Annotated in this window: 15 protein-coding genes; 4 read left to right on the forward strand and 11 right to left on the reverse strand. The window is 57.1% G+C overall.

Annotation, left to right across the window (positions count from 1 at the left end):
- Positions 1-164 precede the first annotated feature (164 nt).
- The 4 genes from NI21_RS0101075 to NI21_RS0101090 form a co-directional block, all read right to left on the reverse strand.
- A complete protein-coding gene (locus NI21_RS0101075; protein WP_033124401.1) occupies positions 165-2516 on the reverse strand; it encodes an ABC transporter permease in 2352 nt (783 codons plus the stop codon).
- Positions 2513-3196, reverse strand: coding sequence for an ABC transporter ATP-binding protein (locus NI21_RS0101080; RefSeq protein WP_033124402.1), 684 nt, complete (start codon positions 3194-3196; stop codon positions 2513-2515). Before NI21_RS0101080 ends, NI21_RS0101075 begins: the two co-directional genes overlap by 4 nt.
- Before the next feature lie 97 nt (positions 3197-3293).
- Positions 3294-4565, reverse strand: coding sequence for a sensor histidine kinase KdpD (locus tag NI21_RS0101085; protein ID WP_052083751.1), 1272 nt, complete (start codon positions 4563-4565; stop codon positions 3294-3296).
- A 3-nt stretch (positions 4566-4568) separates the two neighbouring features.
- The gene (locus tag NI21_RS0101090) at positions 4569-5270 is read right to left on the reverse strand and encodes a response regulator transcription factor (protein WP_033124464.1); all 702 of its coding nucleotides are present in this window, start codon (positions 5268-5270) and stop codon (positions 4569-4571) included.
- 229 nt (positions 5271-5499) lie between these two features.
- Here NI21_RS0101090 and NI21_RS0101095 point away from each other — a divergent pair, with 229 nt between their 5' ends.
- Genes NI21_RS0101095 through NI21_RS0101110 form a run of 4 tightly spaced genes read left to right on the forward strand, consistent with a single transcriptional unit; the run spans position 5500 to position 10532 of the window.
- Positions 5500-6249, forward strand: a complete 750-nt coding sequence (locus tag NI21_RS0101095) for an ABC transporter ATP-binding protein (protein WP_033124403.1) — start codon at positions 5500-5502, stop codon at positions 6247-6249.
- Positions 6250-6253: 4 nt separating this feature from the next.
- Positions 6254-8272 carry an ABC transporter permease gene (locus NI21_RS0101100; RefSeq protein WP_033124404.1) on the forward strand — a complete coding sequence of 673 codons (2019 nt, stop codon included), beginning with the start codon at positions 6254-6256 and terminating at the stop codon, positions 8270-8272.
- Positions 8273-8326: 54 nt separating this feature from the next.
- On the forward strand, positions 8327-9916 hold the full coding sequence (locus NI21_RS16670; RefSeq protein WP_033124405.1) for a sensor histidine kinase: 1590 nt from the start codon (positions 8327-8329) through the stop codon (positions 9914-9916).
- Positions 9897-10532 (forward strand): response regulator, encoded by a 636-nt coding sequence (locus NI21_RS0101110; protein WP_033124406.1) that lies wholly within the window; start codon positions 9897-9899, stop codon positions 10530-10532. Before NI21_RS16670 ends, NI21_RS0101110 begins: the two co-directional genes overlap by 20 nt.
- A gap of 8 nt (positions 10533-10540) precedes the next feature.
- Here the strand turns inward: NI21_RS0101110 and NI21_RS0101115 are convergent, their stop codons facing one another.
- The 7 genes from NI21_RS0101115 to NI21_RS0101145 all read right to left on the reverse strand — a co-directional run bounded on the left by NI21_RS0101115 (position 10541) and on the right by NI21_RS0101145 (position 18697).
- Complete coding sequence (locus NI21_RS0101115; RefSeq protein WP_033124407.1) at positions 10541-11308, reverse strand: hypothetical protein; 768 nt, start codon at positions 11306-11308, stop codon at positions 10541-10543.
- A complete protein-coding gene (locus NI21_RS0101120) occupies positions 11301-12254 on the reverse strand; it encodes a hypothetical protein (protein ID WP_033124408.1) in 954 nt (317 codons plus the stop codon). Before NI21_RS0101120 ends, NI21_RS0101115 begins: the two co-directional genes overlap by 8 nt.
- Positions 12255-12367: 113 nt before the next feature.
- Positions 12368-12616, reverse strand: a complete 249-nt coding sequence (locus NI21_RS0101125) for a hypothetical protein (RefSeq protein WP_033124409.1) — start codon at positions 12614-12616, stop codon at positions 12368-12370.
- 22 nt (positions 12617-12638) lie between these two features.
- Positions 12639-13658 (reverse strand): sensor histidine kinase, encoded by a 1020-nt coding sequence (locus tag NI21_RS0101130; RefSeq protein ID WP_033124410.1) that lies wholly within the window; start codon positions 13656-13658, stop codon positions 12639-12641.
- The gene (locus tag NI21_RS0101135) at positions 13655-14329 is read right to left on the reverse strand and encodes a response regulator transcription factor (RefSeq protein ID WP_033124411.1); all 675 of its coding nucleotides are present in this window, start codon (positions 14327-14329) and stop codon (positions 13655-13657) included. Before NI21_RS0101135 ends, NI21_RS0101130 begins: the two co-directional genes overlap by 4 nt.
- A gap of 100 nt (positions 14330-14429) precedes the next feature.
- On the reverse strand, positions 14430-17627 hold the full coding sequence (gene carB, locus NI21_RS0101140) for a carbamoyl-phosphate synthase large subunit (RefSeq protein ID WP_033124412.1): 3198 nt from the start codon (positions 17625-17627) through the stop codon (positions 14430-14432).
- Positions 17627-18697 carry a carbamoyl phosphate synthase small subunit gene (locus NI21_RS0101145; protein WP_033124413.1) on the reverse strand — a complete coding sequence of 357 codons (1071 nt, stop codon included), beginning with the start codon at positions 18695-18697 and terminating at the stop codon, positions 17627-17629. The genes carB and NI21_RS0101145 overlap by 1 nt, the downstream gene beginning before the upstream one ends.
- Positions 18698-18701 lie beyond the last annotated feature (4 nt).

Raw genomic sequence — 18701 nt, forward strand, 5'->3', positions numbered from 1 at the left:
TTTTTTTCTGTTTTTCACATCCTGACTATGTTCCTTCTCTCTGCCAGAATTAAAAAAACGGGCAAAGAAGAGGCGTTCGCAAGTTACCCCTGTAGTACAGCGCAAAGGCTGTACGGCAGCTTACAAACGCCTCTTTTTACAAAATCCCATCCCCGCACTTTTTTCTAAAGAGCGCTGATGGTGTCCACCACGGACATGTTCCTGATCCGCCTTGCAGGGCCCCACACTGCCAGCACTGCGGAGAGGGCCATCACCGCCAGTATCACGGCAAGGGCTGTTCCCGGTATCTGCCACTCATCTCCCCAGCGGGAGGTGATCATGGACTGGTAGAGCAGCCTGTGGAGGGGCAGACCCACAGCACAGCCAAGGAGCATGCCCGAGAGCACATAGGTGACCGCCTCCGCCGCCACCATCTTAATGAGCTGTCCGCTGCTCATGCCGATGGCCCGCATGGCCCCGTACTGCTTCATCCTGGCCTCCACGCTCATGCCAATGCTGTTGATGATGTTGAACATGGAGATGAGGGCAATGACCGTCAGAAAGCCGTACACAAAGATGACCATGGAGTACCAGACTCCTCTCACCTCGCCGTTGTCCATGCGCCGGTCCGAGAAGGTCGTCCCTTCTCCGACCAGGCTGCGGATTTCCTCCACGTCCCCCTCCGTGGCGTTTCCCGCAAGCTGCACGTCGATGATGGTGTAGCCGTCCTGACCTGTGAGCTGGCTAAAAAGGGCCTCGCTGCAGTAGACATTCTCCACCCCCTGCTGGGTTCCCACGATGGAGAAGGAGGTGAGGGCCGTGACAGGCAGCTTCTGCACGCCGTAGGAGGTCTCCAGGGTGATCACATCCCCCAGCTTAAGGCCCTCGTCCTCGCTGACGTAGACGCCCATCACGCCGTCTCCCTTTTTCACGCTCTCTATATCCCCCTTTATAACGCCCTCCCCGGCCCAGCCAAGCTGGTTCTCCTCCAGGGAGATAAGGTTGATGCTGCCCGCCCTCTCGCCGATCCGGGCCGGCAGCTCATAGGCAAAGCTCCTTCCGTAGACCCGCTTTACATAGTCCTTTTCCCCAAGCTCCCGGGCCAGATTTTTCGGGATGGAGCAGGTCTCATCTGCGCTCACCACCGACACGTCCGGGGTGTAGGGCCGCAGGGGCACCAGGGCGTGGTGCATAAAATCCACCGCCGTGCTGAAGGACAAAAAGAGCAGGATGCTGAAGGCAAAGGAGGCGGACAGCAGGATGAAGTTCCGCTCCTTTCCCTTTGCGTGGTGGATGCCAAGCACTGTGTCCACGTGGAAAAATCTTGTCCTGGCCGCTCGTCTGACCCTGGTGATCTCCCCTGTGTTCCCCGACACCGCCGCAAGAGGGGAGGCCTTGGAGGCCTTTCTCGCCGGCGCCCTGGCAGCCAGCAGCACTGTGACAAGGCCGATTACCGCACCCGCCGCTATCCCCGGCAGGCTGACACCAAAGACCGGCATATCTCCGAAAAATCTGTCGCTCACATACCGCAGCAGCGCGCACAGAGCCCAGGTGACAAGAACCCCTGCCAGCACGCCCAGAGGAATGGCAGTCACACACCAGCCGAGGGCCTCCCGGCGCACAAACCGGACGATCTGCCTCTTCTGGGCTCCCAGGCACCGGAGCATGCCGAAAAATCCGGTTCTCCTGGCAATGTTGCTGCTGAGGCTCCCCGATATCATCAGCACCCCTGCCAGGACAACGAGGAGCGCCAGCAGCGCCGCCGTCCCGTAGAGCTGGAAGATGTAGGGATCGCTGCTCTGCAGCATAAGGGCAAGGAGCTTCGCGTTCTGCCCCACCTGCTCGTCACTTAAGGAGTAGGCGTCCCTGATTTCCCCAATCTTCTCCTGGATATCGCACCAGGGCGTGAAGGACACGTAGAACTCCCCGTCCAGCTCCTGGGTGTCCTTCATAAAATACTTCTGGTAAATCTCCCGGTCCGTGAACATGCCGTAGACGCCCTGCTGCAAAATGGAGGAAGTGTCCCCCGTGATGCCCGACACAGTAAAGGTGAGCGCCTCTCCCTCCGGGGTATCCAACGTCACCTTGTCCCCAACATCGATGCCCAGCCTGTCGGCGGCGGTCTCCGTCAGCACGACCTCGTCCTTGGTACCCTCCGGGAAGCTCCCCTCTTTTATCTCTACAGAGGGGTAAAGGTCCAGAAACTCCCTGTCAAATCCACAGATGACGGTCTCTGTCCCCTGGATCTGATAGCCCATGTCCACCCGGTAGTTGGTGGCTCCATACCAGGAGCTCTCCTCCACCTCGGGCCTTGCGGCGATCAGCTCCTGCTGCTCCCGGGTCAGTCCCCTGAAGACCGCATGCCAGGCCCCGTCGCTCTTCACTGTGGAAATCCGCTGGGCCCGGATCTCCATATCCGCCATGCTGAAGATGGCGGCCACGAGAAACACGGCCAGGAAAATGCAGATCCTTGTCATGAGGCTCTGCTTTTTGTGCACCCTTCCGGAAATTTTCACCAGGTCCAGATAGCTCTTCATCGCCTCACACCTCCCATCTCTGTGAGGACTCCGTCCGACACCTGCATGACCCGGTCCACAGAGGCGGTCAGGTTCATATTGTGGGTGATCATGAGGACGGTCTGCTGGTAATGCCGGGACGCCTTGCAGAGAAGATCCATCACGTCCCGGCTGCTCCTAGAGTCCAGATTGCCTGTTGGCTCATCTGCCAGCACAAGCATGGGGCGCATGATCAGGGCCCGGCCGATGGCCACCCTCTGCTGCTGCCCGCCGGAGAGCTGCCCCGGCAGATGGTGACGCCTCTCTGTGAGCCCCAGCAGCTCCAGGAGCTCCTCCAACTGCCCCTTCTTTGGCTTCCGGTAGTCCAAAAGCAGGGGAAAAATAATGTTCTGCTCCACATCCAGCTCCTCGATGAGATGGAAGGACTGGAAGATGAACCCGATGTTCTGCCTGCGGAAGATGGTCCGTTTGTTTTCCGACATGGAGAAAAGGTCCTCCCCGTCCAGGTACACCTTTCCCCCTGTGGGAGCGTCCAGCCCGCCGATGCAGTTCAGAAGGGTGCTCTTGCCAGAGCCGGACTCTCCCACCACGGCGGCGAACTCCCCCCGTTCTATGGAAAAGGAGACGTCCCGCAGGGCCCGGACCGCCGCTTCCCCCTTCCCGTATGTCTTGCTGAGATTTTCTACACGTAAAAGTTCCATTGTCTTTGTCCTCCTTATCCGGCGCCGGCCAGGCCGGCTCCTTCCTTTTACAGTAGATATCCTACTCCCTTAGCCTTACAGCCAGATGAATATGAGCTTACAGTTTCGTCACCTGCCCGCCGGACGCGGCCTCTGTCCCAAAGCCCGGAAAGGAGATGATAAACCGGCTCCCCCGGCCGGGCCGGCTCTCCACCTGTATCACGCCTCCCTGCCCCTCTATGACAGACTTTGCCAGGGGAAGCCCAAGCCCGCACCCCTCCCTGTCAGAGGAGCGGCTGCTCCTGTAGAAGCGCCGGAAGATAAAATGGATGTCCTCCGGCGGTATGCCGTGGCCGTTGTCCTCCACGAAGATCCGCAGCATGGCCGGGGACTCCTCCCACCGCACCCGGATGATGCCGCCCGGGTCCGTGTGGTCCAGGGCATTTTTTATGAGGTTGGAGAGGGCCTCCCGCATCCAGGACCTGTCACAGACCAGATGGGAGCGTTCCTCCCCCTGGAGGAGGAGCTGCTTTTCTTCCTTGCGGGCCCTGTCAAGGAGCTGCTCCGCCGCCTCCCCGGCAAGCCGGCCCACAGGCCAGTCCTCCTTCTCAAAGGCCACCGCCCCTGCGTCCAGCCGGGCCACCTTTAAGAGCGTCTGGATGAGCTCCTGTATCCGCTCCAGTGCCTTCAGGGCCTTCCCGGAAAACTCCCGCACCACGGAGGGCTCCTCCGGCTCTCCCTCCATGATCTCCATGTACATGAAAAGAGCGGACAGCGGGGTTTTCAGCTGGTGGGAGATGTCGGACAGGGTCTCCTTCATCATCTCCTTTTCCGCCTGCCTGGCCTGGCTCCTGGCCTGCAGCGCCGTGGCAAGCTGCTCCGCGGAGGCGAACATCCGGAACAGAGTCCCCCGCTCATTTCTCGGCAGATGACGGGAGAAATTTCCCCCTGCGTACTCTCCCATCACCTCCGCCGCCCTCTCATAGAGCCGCTGTCTCCGTCCCAGGAAGAGAAGGGTCCCTGCCAGCAGCAGGATAGCCAGCCCGCCAAATATAGCGGTCTGTCCTCCCACCTGTCTCAGCCCCGCCTCATAGAGGTCCGGCAAAAGCCAGAGGGGCGTAGACTCCTCCGTGTAGCCCGCCTGCAAAAGGAACCTCTCTCCTTCTGCTGTCACCTCTGTCCCGGCAAAGGCTCTGGCAATGACCCCAGGCTCCACCCCCTCCCCGAGGAGACCGGAGCTGACCCTGCCCTCCCACTGGAAATAGAGGGCCCTCATCTGATCTGTCTGCCTCCATCCAAGGAGGCAGGCCGCCGCCACCATGGCCGCCGCCAGAAGGAGGATAAATGCCAGGTATCTCCTCGTCTGTCTCTCCTCCAAAATCTCTCTCATCTTTTATCCCCTCCTCTGTCCCTTCCACTCATAGCCTCTGCCCCGCACTGTCAGAAGGTGGGCCGGAGCCGACGGATCCTCCTCTAGCTTTTCCCGCAGCCGGCGCACATAGACGGACAGGGTGTTGTCGTCCACAAAGCTCCCGTTTCCATCCCACAGGGCGTCCAAAATCCGGTTCCTTGTCAGCACCCGGCCCTCATTTTCCACGAGAAGACAGAGGAGCCGGTACTCTGCCGCCGTCAGCTCCAGCATCCTGTCCTCCATGTAGGCCCGGCCTGCCAGAAGGTCTATGAAAAGGCCGTCGGAGCGCAGCTCCTTTCTCTCCCTCTCCTGGGGCCGGCCGCTGCGCCGAAGCTGTGCCCGGATGCGGGAGCACAGCTCCCCTAAGCGGAAGGGCTTTGTGATGTAGTCGTCCCCGCCCCCGTCCAGCCCCCGGATCACGTTGGTCTCCTCGTCAGCCGCCGTGAGGAAGATGATGGGGATGCCTGCGTCTTGCGCCCTCACCTGCCGGCACACGTCAAACCCGGTCCCGTCGGGAAGGGATACATCCAGGAGCAGAAGGTCATAGTCCTCCGTCCGCTCCAGCCTTTCCATGGCCTCCCCCACCGTGCGGGCCACGGTGAGCCGAAATCCGTTTTTCTCAAGGGAATACTTAAGTCCGTCTATCAGACTTCTGTCGTCCTCCAAAAGAAATAGTCTGTCCATGCTCTTCTCCGCCTCCTGTTTTGCCGTAGTCAATATATTATACCATGGTCATCACAGCGCCCGCCTCCTCCTTACAAAAATGTAAGGATTTTCCTCCCGTCCCTGCGCTTTTTACTCATGCCTCCTTAGGCCCCCTCTGCTAGGATAGGAGCATGCCATAACGACTCCCGTCCTAAATGGCGCTGATCACAATGACAACTATCTACATCATAAAGGAGGAAACTGTATCATGGAAAATCTGCTCACTGCAAAGGATGTGACAAAGCTCTACAAAAATCAGACAAAGCCGGGGCTTGACCGGGTCTCCCTCACTGTGGAAAAGGGGGAATTCCTGGGTATCATGGGAGCCTCCGGGTCGGGGAAGACGACTCTGTTGAATGTCCTCTCCACCATCGACCGGCCCACCTCCGGGGACATCCGGTTCCGGGGAATTTCCATCCCCGGCCTGTCTCCCAAAAAAGCGGCCGACTTCCGGAAAAAGTATCTGGGCTTTATCTTTCAGGAGTATTTTCTCCTGGACAGCCTGACCATTGAGGAGAACATCGCGGTTCCCCTGACGCTCCTTCACGAGCCCGCCGGGCATATCAAGGCAAAGGTCCTGCACTTTGCGGAACTCTTCGGCATTGCCTCCCAGCTCTCCAAGTATCCCGGAGAGCTCTCAGGCGGCCAGAGACAGAGGGCGGCTGCGGCCCGGGCGCTGGTGCGCCGTCCGCCTCTTATCTTCGCCGACGAGCCCACCGGGGCCCTGGACTCCGCCTCCTCCACAGAGCTCCTTAAAGCCCTGTCCTCGGTCAGGCGCTCCACCGGCTCCACCATCCTGATGGTGACCCACGACCCCTACGCCGCCAGCTACACGGACCGCATCCTCTACTTTAAGGACGGACAGATCACCGCCCAGCTGCAAAAGGAGGGGGACAGCCGGCAGGCCTTCTACCGCCGTATCACAAAACAGGCAGAAAAAATGGATGAAGGGAGATAGACCTATGTACCTGAAAATAGCATGGAAAAATGTAAGACACAGCTTTTCCTCTTACGCACTGTATTTTGGCTCCGTATTTTTTATACTCACCATCTTTTTTACCTTCCTGTCCTTTTCCAGGAACAGGATCATCCTGGAGAAAATCTCCTCCGACGGGCGGGTGGAGACCATGTGCCAGGTGGTGGGCGTGTTCATCACAGCCTTTGTGGTGTTCTACCTCTTTTTCGCCAACCGGTTCTTCCTGTCCGGCCGCATGCGGGAGCTGGGCATCTACAGCCTGCTGGGATGGAGGCGGGCTTCTGTCCTCCTCCTTCTCTCCCTGGAAAACGCCTTTGTCTGCCTGGGCAGCTTTGCCGCCGCCCTCCCGGCAGGGGGACTCCTCCACAAAGGACTGACAGCGGCCATCACCCGGTTTCTGGGACTTAATATAGACTGGAGGGCCGTGCCCCTCATAGACGGCCGGGCCGCCCTTTTGTCCCTCCTCTTTCTGGCTGCTGCCTTTGTCTCCCTCCTTCTCTCCAACGCGGTTCTTCTGGCCCGGAGCAGCCTCCTCCTTCTGGTGCAGATGGAAGCCAGGGCCGAAAAGCCTCTGCGTCTCCATCCGGCGGCGGGAGCGGCCGGCCTTCTCCTTCTGATCGCAGGATGGCTCCTGGCGCTGGACAACACCCGGGGCAGATCCTCCCTCTGGTACACAGTGGGCTTCTCCCCCATGGCTCTTCTCACCGTCCTCCTGGCAGTGTCGGGCACCTTTCTCCTTGTCTTCTGCCTCCTGCCCTGGGCCTTCCACTCTCTTCGCAGAAGGCCGGAGAGACTGTACCGCCCGGTGCCGGTCATCGTCATCCCGGAATTTCTCCACCGGATACGGAGCAGCGCCGGCTCCTTGTGCTTCCTCACTCTCCTCGTGGCAGGCACACTGGCTGTCTTCGGCTCCACCACCCTCTCCGTCTGGTATCCGGTGGCTGCCCTTAAGCGCATCATCCCCTCTGCCATCGAGTACCGCTCCACCGACGCTGCGCTGGACGGGGAGGTGGAAAAAGCGCTGGACCAGACACTTGGAAAGGGAAATTACACCCTCAGCCGGACGGAGATCCTGCAGGTGACCGCCGCCTCCTCCCACCTTCCGGAGGAGTACACCCTGAGCCAGGACCAGGGCCGCTCCCCCGGCTTTGAGCTGATCCGGGAGTCAGACTGGCGCTCCCTCCTGGCCCTGCAGGGGCGGGAGAACCTGACAGAGGACCTGCCCTCTCTCACGGACCAGACCTGCATCCTCCTGAAATACAGGCCCTCCTCCCGGGACACGGACACAGGCTCCGTCTACGAGCTGACAGCCGGCGCAGGCGCAGGCGAAAATGGGGCGGACCAGACAAGCCAGGCGAACCAGACGAGCCAGGTGAAGGTCCTTGCCGCCAGCATCGCCAACCCCATCGGCTTCTCCAACACCGTCGGCAACCTTGTCATCTCCGACTCCCTGTTTGACCGACTGTCCGCCGCCTGCCAGGACCGCTTTACCGTGGTCAGCATCAACGGCTCCGGCCTGCGGGACAGCCAGGCGGCCTGGGATGCGGTAAGAGGAGCGCTCCCGGGCAACAAGTGGCTGACCTCCGCCTGGAGCCGCGCAAATCAAATCACCTCGGCCAACAGCTCCACCTTTCTCCTCATCACCTTTGTCTCTCTCCTGCTGATCATTGCGGTAGGAAGCATGCTCTACTTCCAGAGCCTCTCCCTCATCCGCTCCCACAGAAGAGACTATGTGATCCTCGGCAGGATGGGCTACAGCGCCGGGCAGATGAAAAAGGTCATCTCCCGGCAGCTGGGGATTTTTTACCTGCTCCCCTATGCTCTGGGCCTCCTGCACGCCTGCTTTGCCCTGGCGGCCTACCGGTATGCCCTGCTGGATGACATACTGGGAGAGGGCCTTCTCTCCCTCCTGCCCATCCTCCTGGCCTTCGCCGCCTTTACCTGCCTCTACGTCCTCTACTTTCTCATCACAAGGCGGGCCTGCTGCCGGATCTGTGGATTTTAGAGAGCCGGCGTGCTATAGTAGAAGAAATACGTAAAAACAAAGGAGACATCCTGTATGATACACGCAAAACACATCCTGGTCCCAAGGGCCAGGCTCTACCCGGCACTGCTAGGCCTGTCCGCCCTCCACCTGGCTACCTTTCTTGGCTGCCTCCTCTGCCTGTCTCTCCGGGGCTTTGCCTTTGAGAGGGGCAGCCTCCTTGCCTGCCTGGTGACAGCCCTGTTCCTGGCAGACGGGGTCTATATCACCTGCCGGAACACACGGGGAAACCGGATCCTCATCCTGTTTTCCCTCCTTCTTGCCGCCCACGCCTGGCAGCTCCTCTCCATTTATATCCCTCTGCCCTCTTTCCTCCAGCGGGCAGCTCTTATCCTGCTGCCCCTTTGCACCTGCCTGTCCGTCTGCTTCCTTGCCATCTTCCTCCTCCAGAACTCCCTGGCGGCGGGGGACAGGCGTCTGCTGGCCTTGCCGGCGCTCCTTTGCCTCCTCGCCTGCCTTGCCCTGCCCTTTTCCAGGAGAGCCTTCTTTTTGCTCTATCTGATGCAGTTTCTCCTGTCTGGGGGAGTCCTCTGCCTGCTCCTTTTCCGGTATCGGAAGCGGGTGGCCTTTGTGCTCAAAAGCCAGAAAAAGCAGTTTCTCCTGTCCCTCCTGCTTGTGGTGCTCCCGGCCCTTGCCTACGTTCTCTTCTTTTTCCGGCAGAGCGCCTATCTGGGAAACAGCGGGGCGCTGCTCTTTTCCCTGGCAGCCTTTTTCAGCGTCCACAGCATCATTGATGAGGCTATGGCCGCAGACCCTTCCTCCCTACGGCCCGCTCTGGGTCTGCCTGCCAGATTCCTCCTTGCCGCCCTTGCCTGCCTCCTCCTTGGCCTGCTCCTCAGCTCTGGCATCCCGGCTTTGACCCTGCTCATCCTCCTGTGCTGCTTTCTGCTCCTGTGGCAGGTGCTGAGCCTTTTACAGTTTCTGGAAAGGGAGAGGCATCCCCGGGATCCCGCCTTTGCCCTCCTGGTGCAGGAGGAAAAGCTGAGACTGTCTTTTTCCTCCTACCTTCACGACCAGATCCTGCAGGACATCCTGGCGGCAGGGCACCTGCTGCCAAGATCCGGCGACCGGGAGGTGCACGCCCTCCTGTCCCGCACCCTGTCCGACCTGACCGTCTCCATCCGAAGGGAGATGGAGCGCCTCTCCCCCTCCGTCCTCCCCTCCCTCTCGGCCGGGGAGAACCTGCGTCTTGCGGTGGAGGACATTCAGAGAGCCTTCCCGGCGTCCGGCTGTCAGTTCCAGGTGGACTGCCAGGAGACTGCCTTCCTGCCGGAGCCCTACAGCCACGCTGTCCTTCGCTTTGCGAGGGAGCTGTGCACCAATGTGCAGAAATACGCCCAGGCCGACAGCTGCCGCCTCTTTCTGTCCGGGAACGGTGAAGAGATCACTCTGACCGTCTCCGACAACGGCAGAGGTATGCCCGCCTCCGCCCTTACCCCCAGGACGGGGCACGGGGGCCTGGGGGCCATCAAAGCCCAGGTGGAGGCGCTGGGCGGGAAGTTTACCCTTGAGTCCCCCTGTTCATTTCCGGCACCGGGCGGCACCCGGATCACCATCACCCTGCCTGTGAAAGGAGAGATTTCCTATGAAAGTTTTATTCATTGACGACCATATCCTCTTTGCCAGGAGCCTGGAGCTGGCCCTGCAGGAGAGTCCTCTTATCGAAGAGTTCCGCTGGGCGGCAGACCCAGGCGCCCTGGAGCGGGAGCTTGAGGACCACCTGCCGGACATCCTCCTTGTGGATATCAACCTGGGCAGAGGCGCCGCTCTGGACGGCCTGACCCTGACAGGGCAGATCCTCTCCCGCTTCCCCAGCCTTCCCATCGTCATCCTGTCCGGCTACGACCTTCCCGTCTACCGGCAGGAGGCCCGCCGCATGGGGGCAATGGGCTTTGTCAGCAAGGACGCGCAGCCGGAGACGCTGCTCACCCTCCTTAAGGATGTCTACCGGGCCGGCCGGGAGGGGCGCTCTGTCTTTCTCTGCCCCTCCGGGGACAGGGAGCCGGAGCTTCTCTTCTACGAGCCCCTCACAAAGGCGGAAAAGGACGTGCTCCTTCTCACCGCCCAGGGGGTAAAGAGAAAAGAAATCGCCCGCCGCTTACAAGTAAGCGAGCGGACGGTATCCAACCATCTGCAGCATATATTTGAGAAGCTCTCCGTCTCCTCCTCTGTGGAGGCGGTCACAAAGGCCATCCGCCTGGGGTATCTGCCGCCTTTGTAATATGGCTTTTATTCTCTTTTCTCCTCCACGGTATATGTATCACTTAGCTGCTGCAAAATATTTTCTTTCGTCCTTACAAGCCCCAGCTGCTTCTCATCTACGGTTTCTCCGTCCATTGCAGCGATAAAGGACTGTATATCAGATAAGACCTGCGGACTGACACTGATCCTCGTTGCCGGTCCTAACAAGGCAGACAAGCGGAAAATATCATTCTTATGCTTCCGCAGATGCCTGCTGTCCACAGTTTCGCCCGCCTCTCTTCGGGCAGACAGGTCCAGCCATGCCTTGGCCTTAAAAAGGATCAGATGACCTGCATCTAAAACTGTCACACCCTCTGCCTCTGTTCTTCCTCCGCGCAGCAGCTCATAATAATTGTCGTCTAACAGAATTGCGGAGAGACTGGACACATCTCCCTCTAAGGGCAGCGGAGTCAAAACTGCTTCGTCCGGAAGCCGGATTTTTTCAGTACGTCTTGTAAACAATTCGATCATAAACGGATATTCCCTGCTTTTTGGATGGGCAAAACGATAGAATTGTGGCTCTCCGGTGCTTTTATTCCTATGCTCATATCCCGCCTGCACAATATACTGCCAGAACCTCTCTCCAAATTCCGGTGTAAGAGCTTCAAGGATCAAAACCAGATCAATATCCTTTGTCGCTCTAAAAGCCAGACCTTCTGCTGACATCAGGAGATCGCACGCCGTTCCTCCGATGATCGCATATTCCTTTTCATACCCCTGAAACCACCTGGCAAAACTCTGAAATCCCTTAACCATCCTGTTCCCCCCACATTTCTTCCATCATATCCTCCAGCGCCTCTTCCACCCGTTCATCTGTCCGGCCCACAAGGCTCATTGCCAGCGATAATGTATCCACCGTTCCGTTGTTCCCGAGAATTTGCGGATCATATTTCCATAATTCAACCTCTGCCTGAACCGATGCATCCATCAGTCTCTCCGTACCCTTGAGCCGGGCTCCTCTTCCATATACTGCATAGCTCTCCACATCAGGCGGGCTTATCATACTCTTTTCCGCCAAAGCGGACAGCCCCGCAACACTTGCATTTCTGAGACATGCCTCCCCCCTGTGCACATACACAACCTTTCTCACTGGTGAGATCAGATAAGGCCGCATTTTTTCAAACAGTATTCTCCCTGTAAATTTCCCCCTTAATACGATCCGGGTTCCGTCCTTTTCTGTATCGAACAGACCGGTCTGTTCTAACTGACGGACTGCCCTTGTCAATGTCATCCCTGAGCACTCCGCTGTTTTCATGAACGCATTTGCATAGATCCGTTCCGTATTCTGATATAAATAGTAAAAAAACAATACCTGGGCAGAGGGCTGCAGTTTCTCAATCGGAAGTGGAGCTGCATCAAATTTTTCCTGCAGCACAATCCCCATAAAGGGAAGGTATAGCTGTTTATCCGGAACAACAAACGGAATTCCTGAAGCTATCAGGTACTCTCTCTGGTTTCGGCTCATCTTATCCATAACAATAACAACTGGCAGATTTTCCGCTTTCTGTATCCTTGCAATCTGTTTCCTGACAGAGGCCATCTGATCGAGTTCTCCCTTCGGATACAAAAAAACAGCCGCCACACGGTCAAGAAGGACCTTTCGGAATTCATACCGCTCTAACAGATAGTAGGGCAGTTCTCCCTTATACTGCCATGGACGATATCTCACTTTTATCCTGAGAAGCCTTTCTATATATTCCATAACCTCATACACTCCCAGCTGTTTTTATCATAATAACATTATATTAACTTTTAAAATGTTAGATGTCAACTTTTTAGTTATATAATGATCATCTCATACACCAGCCGCCTCCTTCACATGTAGATCTCCATCCTGGAGATGAGATTGGTCACGTTCATCTTGCTGGCAAAGAGCTGCCGGTAGGTGGCGCTCTTTGTCCGCCCGGCCTGGGAGAGGCGCTCCATATCCGCAGTGATCCTGTCCTGCTCCGCATAGAGGGCCTCATAGAGGTCTTCCAGGCGCCCCAGCCGGTCTATGGCCTCCTGGATGTCCGGAGCCGAATAGCCCTTTTCCTTCTTTGTCGTCAGTCTCTGTATCTTCATTGGTGTTCTCCTCTCTCTTCTTTTATTCTGCCTCCACAGGCTTTCTCCCCAGGTCCAGAAAGACCTTCGTCCCCTCTCCCGGCGCAGACTGGATCCGCATCCCGTGTCCCAGCCGGTCCATCACTCTCCTGCAAAGATAGAGGCCAATGCCCGTGGACTTCTTGTACTCCCTCCCGTTGTATCCGGTAAATCCCCGCTCAAAGACCCGGGGCAGGTCCTCCTGGGCAATGCCGATGCCTGTGTCCGCTATGACAAGGGCGATCTGGCTGGGGCCTTCTTTCTGGGCATAGATGGAGACAGTCCCTTTCTTCGTGTACTTCAGGGCGTTGGACAATATCTGCTCGATGACAAACACAAGCCACTTCTCATCCGTCAGCACCAGGCTGTCCGTCTCCTTAAAGTCCAGCTTCAGCTTCTGAATGATAAAGAGCCTGGAATATTTTCTCACCGCCTGGCGGATCATGTCGTCCAGGGGATACCAGGAGAGCACCATATCCCGGGAAATGTCCCCGATCCGCAGATAGGTCATGACCATCTCCACATACTGCTCTGTCCGGAACAGCTCCTTGTCCATCTCCCTTAAAAAGCTGTCCTTCCCCTGCCGCTCCCTCTCCTCCTCCTGGAGAAGGAGGCGCATGGCCGCTATGGGCGTCTTGATCTGGTGGCCCCACAGGCTGTAGTAGTCCACACTCTCCTGCCGCCTCTCCGCAGCGTCGTTTCTCTCCTCGCTCCTCCGCCTTAAAAGCTCTGTCAGCATTTCCTGGTACTCCCGCTCCGCCAGAGTATCCGCCCCCGGCAGCATGGGATCCGCATAGGGTAGATTTCTCCGTATCTCCTCTATCTGCCTTTCTCTCTTCAGATAGCGGACAAAATCCACGGCCGTGCACACCAGAAGGATGACCGCCGACAGGAGCAGGGCATAGCCCACGGCGTCCCGCGTCACCTCATAGAGGTAGCCTACGAGGGCAAAAATGAGCACAGTCCCGGCATAGACGGCCAGGGGCTTTCTTATTTCCTTCAAATAGTATCCAAATGTCTTCATGCCTCCACCATGTACCCGATGCCTTTCTTTGTCACGACAGCCTCCTCCAGGCCGATCTGGGCCAGCTTCTTCCTGAGCCTTGCCACGTTGACTGTCAGCGTGTTCTCATCGATAAACGCGTCGCTCTCCCACAGCCTTGCGATGATCTCGTCTCTCGTCACGATCTTTCCCGCATTTTCCAGAAGGCACTGGAAAATCTTAAACTCATTTTTCGTCAGGTCTGTCTTCCTGTCCTGGTAGGTGACTGTGGCGTCCGCCAGATTGAGGATACAGCCTTTGTACTCCATAAGGCTTGCGCTGCCCCGGTAGGAGTAGGTCCGCCGAAGGAGCGCCTGCACCTTGGCAGTGACCACATGCAGGTCAAAGGGCTTCTCGATAAACTCATCCCCTCCCATGTTCATGGCCATGACAATATTCATATTGTCGCTGGCAGAGGAGATAAAAATGATCGGCACATCCGACACCTGCCGGATCTGGGTGCACCAGTAAAACCCGTTGTAAAAGGGAAGGCCGATGTCCAGGAGCACAAGATCCGGCTCCACTCTGGTAAATTCTGCCATGATATTCTTAAAGTCCTCCGCGATCACTGTCTCATAATCCCAGCCCTCCAGATGTCTCTTCAGCGCCTCCGCGATGGTGCTGTCGTCCTCCACGATCATAATACGGTACATGCTGTCATCCTCCTTTTCGCTTTTCCATTGTACCACAAAAAAACAGACAGGAAAGGGCTTCCTGTCCGTTTTTATTTCTTCCTTTCTTATCTCTTTCGCCTTAGATCTTTGCGATGTCGATAAGGGTCAGCTTCTTGATATCTGTATTCTCCAGACTGGTGATGAGAGCCTCTGCCGTGTCGATGGCTGTCAGCACGTTGACGCCGGTCTCGATGGCGTTCCTGCGGATCACAAAGCCATCCCTGGCCCTGTCCGCTCCCTGGGGCGGTGTGTCGATGATCAGGTCGATCTTGTGTCCCAGGATCAGGTCCATAAGGTTGGGTGACTCCTGCTCGATCTTGTTCACAGGAACCGCCTTCACGCCGCCGGCCTGCAGGGCCTCGGCTGTGCTCCTTGTGGCGAAAATCTTGTAGCCGATCTTCTCAAAGCGGCGGCCGATCTCCACAGCCTCCGGCTTGTCCTCATCCCGGACGGTGATGATCATGTTCTTGTGCTTCGGCAGCTTGATGCCAGCTCCCAGGAAGGCCTTGTAGAGGGCCTCGTCAAAGGTCTTGGCAATGCCAAGGCACTCGCCTGTGGACTTCATCTCAGGTCCAAGACTGATGTCCGCGCCCCGGATCTTCTCAAAGGAGAACACCGGCATCTTGATGGCAAAGTAGTCCGCCTCTTTTTGCAGTCCCGGCGTGTAGCCCAGATCCTTCAGCTTGTGTCCGATGATCACCTTTGTGGCCAGCGGCACGATGGGGATGCCTGTCACCTTGCTGATGTAGGGAACGGTACGGCTGGATCTGGGGTTGACCTCGATCACGTACACGTCCTCCCCGCACACGATGAACTGGATGTTGATCAGTCCGATCACGTGGAGAGACTGAGCCAGCTTCTTTGTATACTCCTCAATGGTCTTCTTTGTCTTCTCGGAAATGCTCTGGGCCGGGTAGACGGAGATACTGTCTCCGGAGTGGATACCCGCTCTCTCAATGTGCTCCATGATACCCGGGATCAGGATGTCCTCGCCGTCGCAGACAGCATCCACCTCGATCTCCTTGCCCTGCAGGTACTTGTCTACCAGGATGGGGTGATCCTGGGCGATCCGGTTGATAATACCGATAAATTCATCTATATCATGGTCGTTAATGGCAATCTGCATGCCCTGTCCTCCCAGCACGTAGGAGGGGCGCACAAGCACAGGATAGCCCAGACGGTTCGCCACCTCTTTTGCCTCCTCGGCTGTAAAGACCGTTCCTCCTGTAGGACGGGGAATACCGCATTTCTCCAGGATCTCGTCAAAGAGCTCCCTGTCCTCTGCCGCGTCCACGTCCTCCGCGGATGTACCAAGGATGGGCACGCCCATCTTCATGAGAGACTCGGTCAGCTTGATAGCTGTCTGGCCTCCGAACTGCACGACAGCGCCGTCCGGCTTCTCCAGATCCACGATGCTCTCCACATCCTCCGGTGTGAGGGGCTCAAAATACAGCTTGTCCGCAATGTCAAAATCTGTACTTACCGTCTCCGGGTTGTTGTTCACGATGATGGTCTCATATCCCTCCTTGGAGAAGGCCCATGTACAGTGCACAGAGCAGAAGTCAAACTCAATACCCTGTCCGATGCGGATGGGGCCGGAGCCAAGGACAAGAACCTTCTTGCGGCCGCTTGTCTCCTCCACCTCATTTTCACTTCCGTATACAGAGTAATAGTAAGGTGTGGCTGCCGCAAACTCAGCCGCGCAGGTATCAACCATCTTGTAGGAGGCAGTGATGCCGTACTCGTGGCGCATGTCATGGATCTGCCTCTCCGTGTTACCGGTCAGATCCGCGATCACGTTGTCCGGGAACTCCATCCTCTTTGCCTCTTTTAAGATCTCGGCGGACAGGGGCTTTGTCTTCAGCGTCTGCTCCATCTCCACCAGACGGGCGATCTTGTCGATGAACCATTTATCGATCTTTGTGATGCTGTAGATCTCGTCGTAAGAGATGCCCTTTCTCAGTGCCTCCGCGATCATCCAGATGCGGCGGTCATCCACGATCTCCAGCTTCTCCAGGATCTCCTCTCTTGTGAGGGCTGTGAAGTCGTAGGACATAAGGCTGTCCACATGCTGCTCCAGAGAGCGGATGGCCTTCATGAGGGCTCCCTCAAAGTTGTCACAGATGCTCATGACCTCTCCTGTGGCCTTCATCTGTGTAGTCAGCGTTCTCTTGGCGCTGATAAATTTGTCAAATGGCAATCTGGGCATCTTTACAACGCAGTAGTCAAGCATTGGCTCGAAGCTTGCGTATGTCTTCTGTGTGACCGCGTTCTTGATCTCGTCCAGTGTGTAGCCAAGAGCAATCTTGGCCGCCACCTTGGCGATGGGGTAGCCTGTGGCCTTGGAGGCCAGGGCGGAAGAACGGCTCACACGGGGATTTACCTCGATAACGCAGTACTCAAAGCTGTCCGGTTTCAGAGCGTACTGCACGTTGCAGCCTCCGGTAATGTTCAGCTCGCTGATGATGTTCAGGGCGGAGGTACGGAGCATCTGGTACTCCTTGTCCCCCAGCGTCTGGGAGGGCGCCACGACGATACTGTCTCCTGTGTGCACGCCTACCGGGTCGATATTTTCCATATTACATACAGTAATGCAGTTGCCGTTGCTATCCCGCATTACCTCGTACTCGATCTCCTTCCATCCCGCGATGCAGCGCTCTACAAGCACCTGCCCCACGCGGGAGAGACGCAGGCCGTTTTCCAGGATCTCCACAAGCTGCTCTCTGTCGTGGGCGATACCGCCGCCGCTGCCGCCCAGCGTGTAGGCAGGGCGCAAGACAACCGGGTAGCCAATCTTCTCCGCGAACTTGATACCGTCCTCCACATTTTCCACCACGAGAGAGGCAGCCACTGGCTCGCCGATCTTCTCCATGGTAGTCTTGAACTCCAGACGGTCCTCCGCCTTCTTGATGGTCTCGGATGTGGTTCCGATGAGGCGCACGTTGTTCCTCTTCAGGAAGCCGTTCTCCTCCAGCTCCATGGCCAGGTTCAGGGCCGCCTGTCCGCCCAGGGTGGGAAGGACGCTGTCCGGCTTCTCCTTCAGGATGAGCTGCTCTACCACTTCCACTGTCAGAGGCTCAATGTAGACGCGGTCCGCGATATCCTTGTCCGTCATGATGGTGGCAGGGTTGGAATTGAGAAGGACAACCTCCAGTCCCTCCTCCTTCAGGGAACGGCATGCCTGTGTTCCCGCATAGTCAAATTCTGCCGCCTGACCGATGACGATCGGACCGGAACCGATAACCAGTACTTTTTTAATATCTTTATTTCTAGGCATTAGTTTGCTCCTTTCATCATATCCATAAACCTGTCAAACAGATACCCTGAGTCCTGTGGTCCCGGGCATGCCTCCGGATGGAACTGCACGGTAAAAATGTTCTTTCCGATATAGGAAAGTCCCTCGTTCGTGCCGTCATTGACATTGACAAAGGCCTCCTTCGCGATGGCCGGGTCAATGGTGGAGGCGTCCACTGCGTATCCGTGGTTCTGGGAAGAGATGTATACCCGGTTGTTGGTCAGATCCTTCACCGGATGGTTGCCTCCCCTGTGTCCGTATTTCAGCTTGTATGTCTTTGCTCCGTTTGCCAGGGCCATGAGCTGGTGTCCCAGGCAGATGGCAAAGATGGGGATGTCTGTCTCGTAGAGCTTTTTGATCTGAGCGATGATCTCCGTGCAGGTCTCCGGGTCTCCCGGGCCGTTGGAGAGCATGATGCCGTCCGGCCTGGAGGCGATGATCTCCTCAGCAGTCGTGTCCGCCGGGTAGATGGTCACCTGGCAGCCTCTCTTATTCAGAGATTTTGCGATGTTGTTCTTCGCGCCGAAATCCATCAGGGCCACCTTCGGTCCATTTCCCTCCAGAACATAGGGCTCCTGGCATGTCACCTTGGAGACTACGTCGCCCACTGTGTACGCGTGGAGCTTCGGAAGGATTTCATCCAGGTCATAATTCTCGTTGGTGGTGATCATTCCGTTCATAGTTCCCTTTTCCCTCAGGATCTTGGTGAGGGCGCGGGTGTCGATGCCTGCAATTCCCGGAATATCCTGCTCCTTTAAGAAGTCCTGGATGGTTCCCTCACAGCGGAAGTTGCTGGGCATCCTCGATAATTCTCTTACGATGTAACCGTCCGGCCATGCTTTCTTTGACTCCATGTCCGGTGTAATTCCGTAATTTCCAATCAATGGATAGGTCATAACTACGGCCTGTCCTGCGTAAGAAGGGTCAGTCAGCACCTCCAGGTAGCCTGTCATGGAGGTATTAAATACAATTTCACTTATCATGTCTTTCGTGGATCCGATGCTGGTTCCCGTAAAGACGGTTCCGTCTTCCAAAATAAGAAACGCTTTCATTTAT

It is taken from the genome of Eubacterium sp. ER2, assembly GCF_000765215.1.
Classification (GTDB): Bacteria; Bacillota; Clostridia; order Lachnospirales; family Lachnospiraceae; genus Claveliimonas; species Claveliimonas intestinigallinarum.

What these genes read in the sequence shown, in the direction of transcription:
- NI21_RS0101075 (WP_033124401.1), bottom strand. Translation starts at nt 2,516, where the DNA reads ATGAAGAGCTATCTGGACCTGGTGAAAATTTCCGGAAGGGTGCACAAA.
- NI21_RS0101080 (WP_033124402.1), bottom strand. Translation starts at nt 3,196, where the DNA reads ATGGAACTTTTACGTGTAGAAAATCTCAGCAAGACATACGGGAAGGGG.
- NI21_RS0101085 (WP_052083751.1), bottom strand. Translation starts at nt 4,565, where the DNA reads ATGAGAGAGATTTTGGAGGAGAGACAGACGAGGAGATACCTGGCATTT.
- NI21_RS0101090 (WP_033124464.1), bottom strand. Translation starts at nt 5,270, where the DNA reads ATGGACAGACTATTTCTTTTGGAGGACGACAGAAGTCTGATAGACGGA.
- NI21_RS0101095 (WP_033124403.1), top strand. Translation starts at nt 5,500, where the DNA reads ATGGAAAATCTGCTCACTGCAAAGGATGTGACAAAGCTCTACAAAAAT.
- NI21_RS0101100 (WP_033124404.1), top strand. Translation starts at nt 6,254, where the DNA reads ATGTACCTGAAAATAGCATGGAAAAATGTAAGACACAGCTTTTCCTCT.
- NI21_RS16670 (WP_033124405.1), top strand. Translation starts at nt 8,327, where the DNA reads ATGATACACGCAAAACACATCCTGGTCCCAAGGGCCAGGCTCTACCCG.
- NI21_RS0101110 (WP_033124406.1), top strand. Translation starts at nt 9,897, where the DNA reads ATGAAAGTTTTATTCATTGACGACCATATCCTCTTTGCCAGGAGCCTG.
- NI21_RS0101115 (WP_033124407.1), bottom strand. Translation starts at nt 11,308, where the DNA reads ATGGTTAAGGGATTTCAGAGTTTTGCCAGGTGGTTTCAGGGGTATGAA.
- NI21_RS0101120 (WP_033124408.1), bottom strand. Translation starts at nt 12,254, where the DNA reads ATGGAATATATAGAAAGGCTTCTCAGGATAAAAGTGAGATATCGTCCA.
- NI21_RS0101125 (WP_033124409.1), bottom strand. Translation starts at nt 12,616, where the DNA reads ATGAAGATACAGAGACTGACGACAAAGAAGGAAAAGGGCTATTCGGCT.
- NI21_RS0101130 (WP_033124410.1), bottom strand. Translation starts at nt 13,658, where the DNA reads ATGAAGACATTTGGATACTATTTGAAGGAAATAAGAAAGCCCCTGGCC.
- NI21_RS0101135 (WP_033124411.1), bottom strand. Translation starts at nt 14,329, where the DNA reads ATGTACCGTATTATGATCGTGGAGGACGACAGCACCATCGCGGAGGCG.
- carB (WP_033124412.1), bottom strand. Translation starts at nt 17,627, where the DNA reads ATGCCTAGAAATAAAGATATTAAAAAAGTACTGGTTATCGGTTCCGGT.
- NI21_RS0101145 (WP_033124413.1), bottom strand. Translation starts at nt 18,697, where the DNA reads ATGAAAGCGTTTCTTATTTTGGAAGACGGAACCGTCTTTACGGGAACC.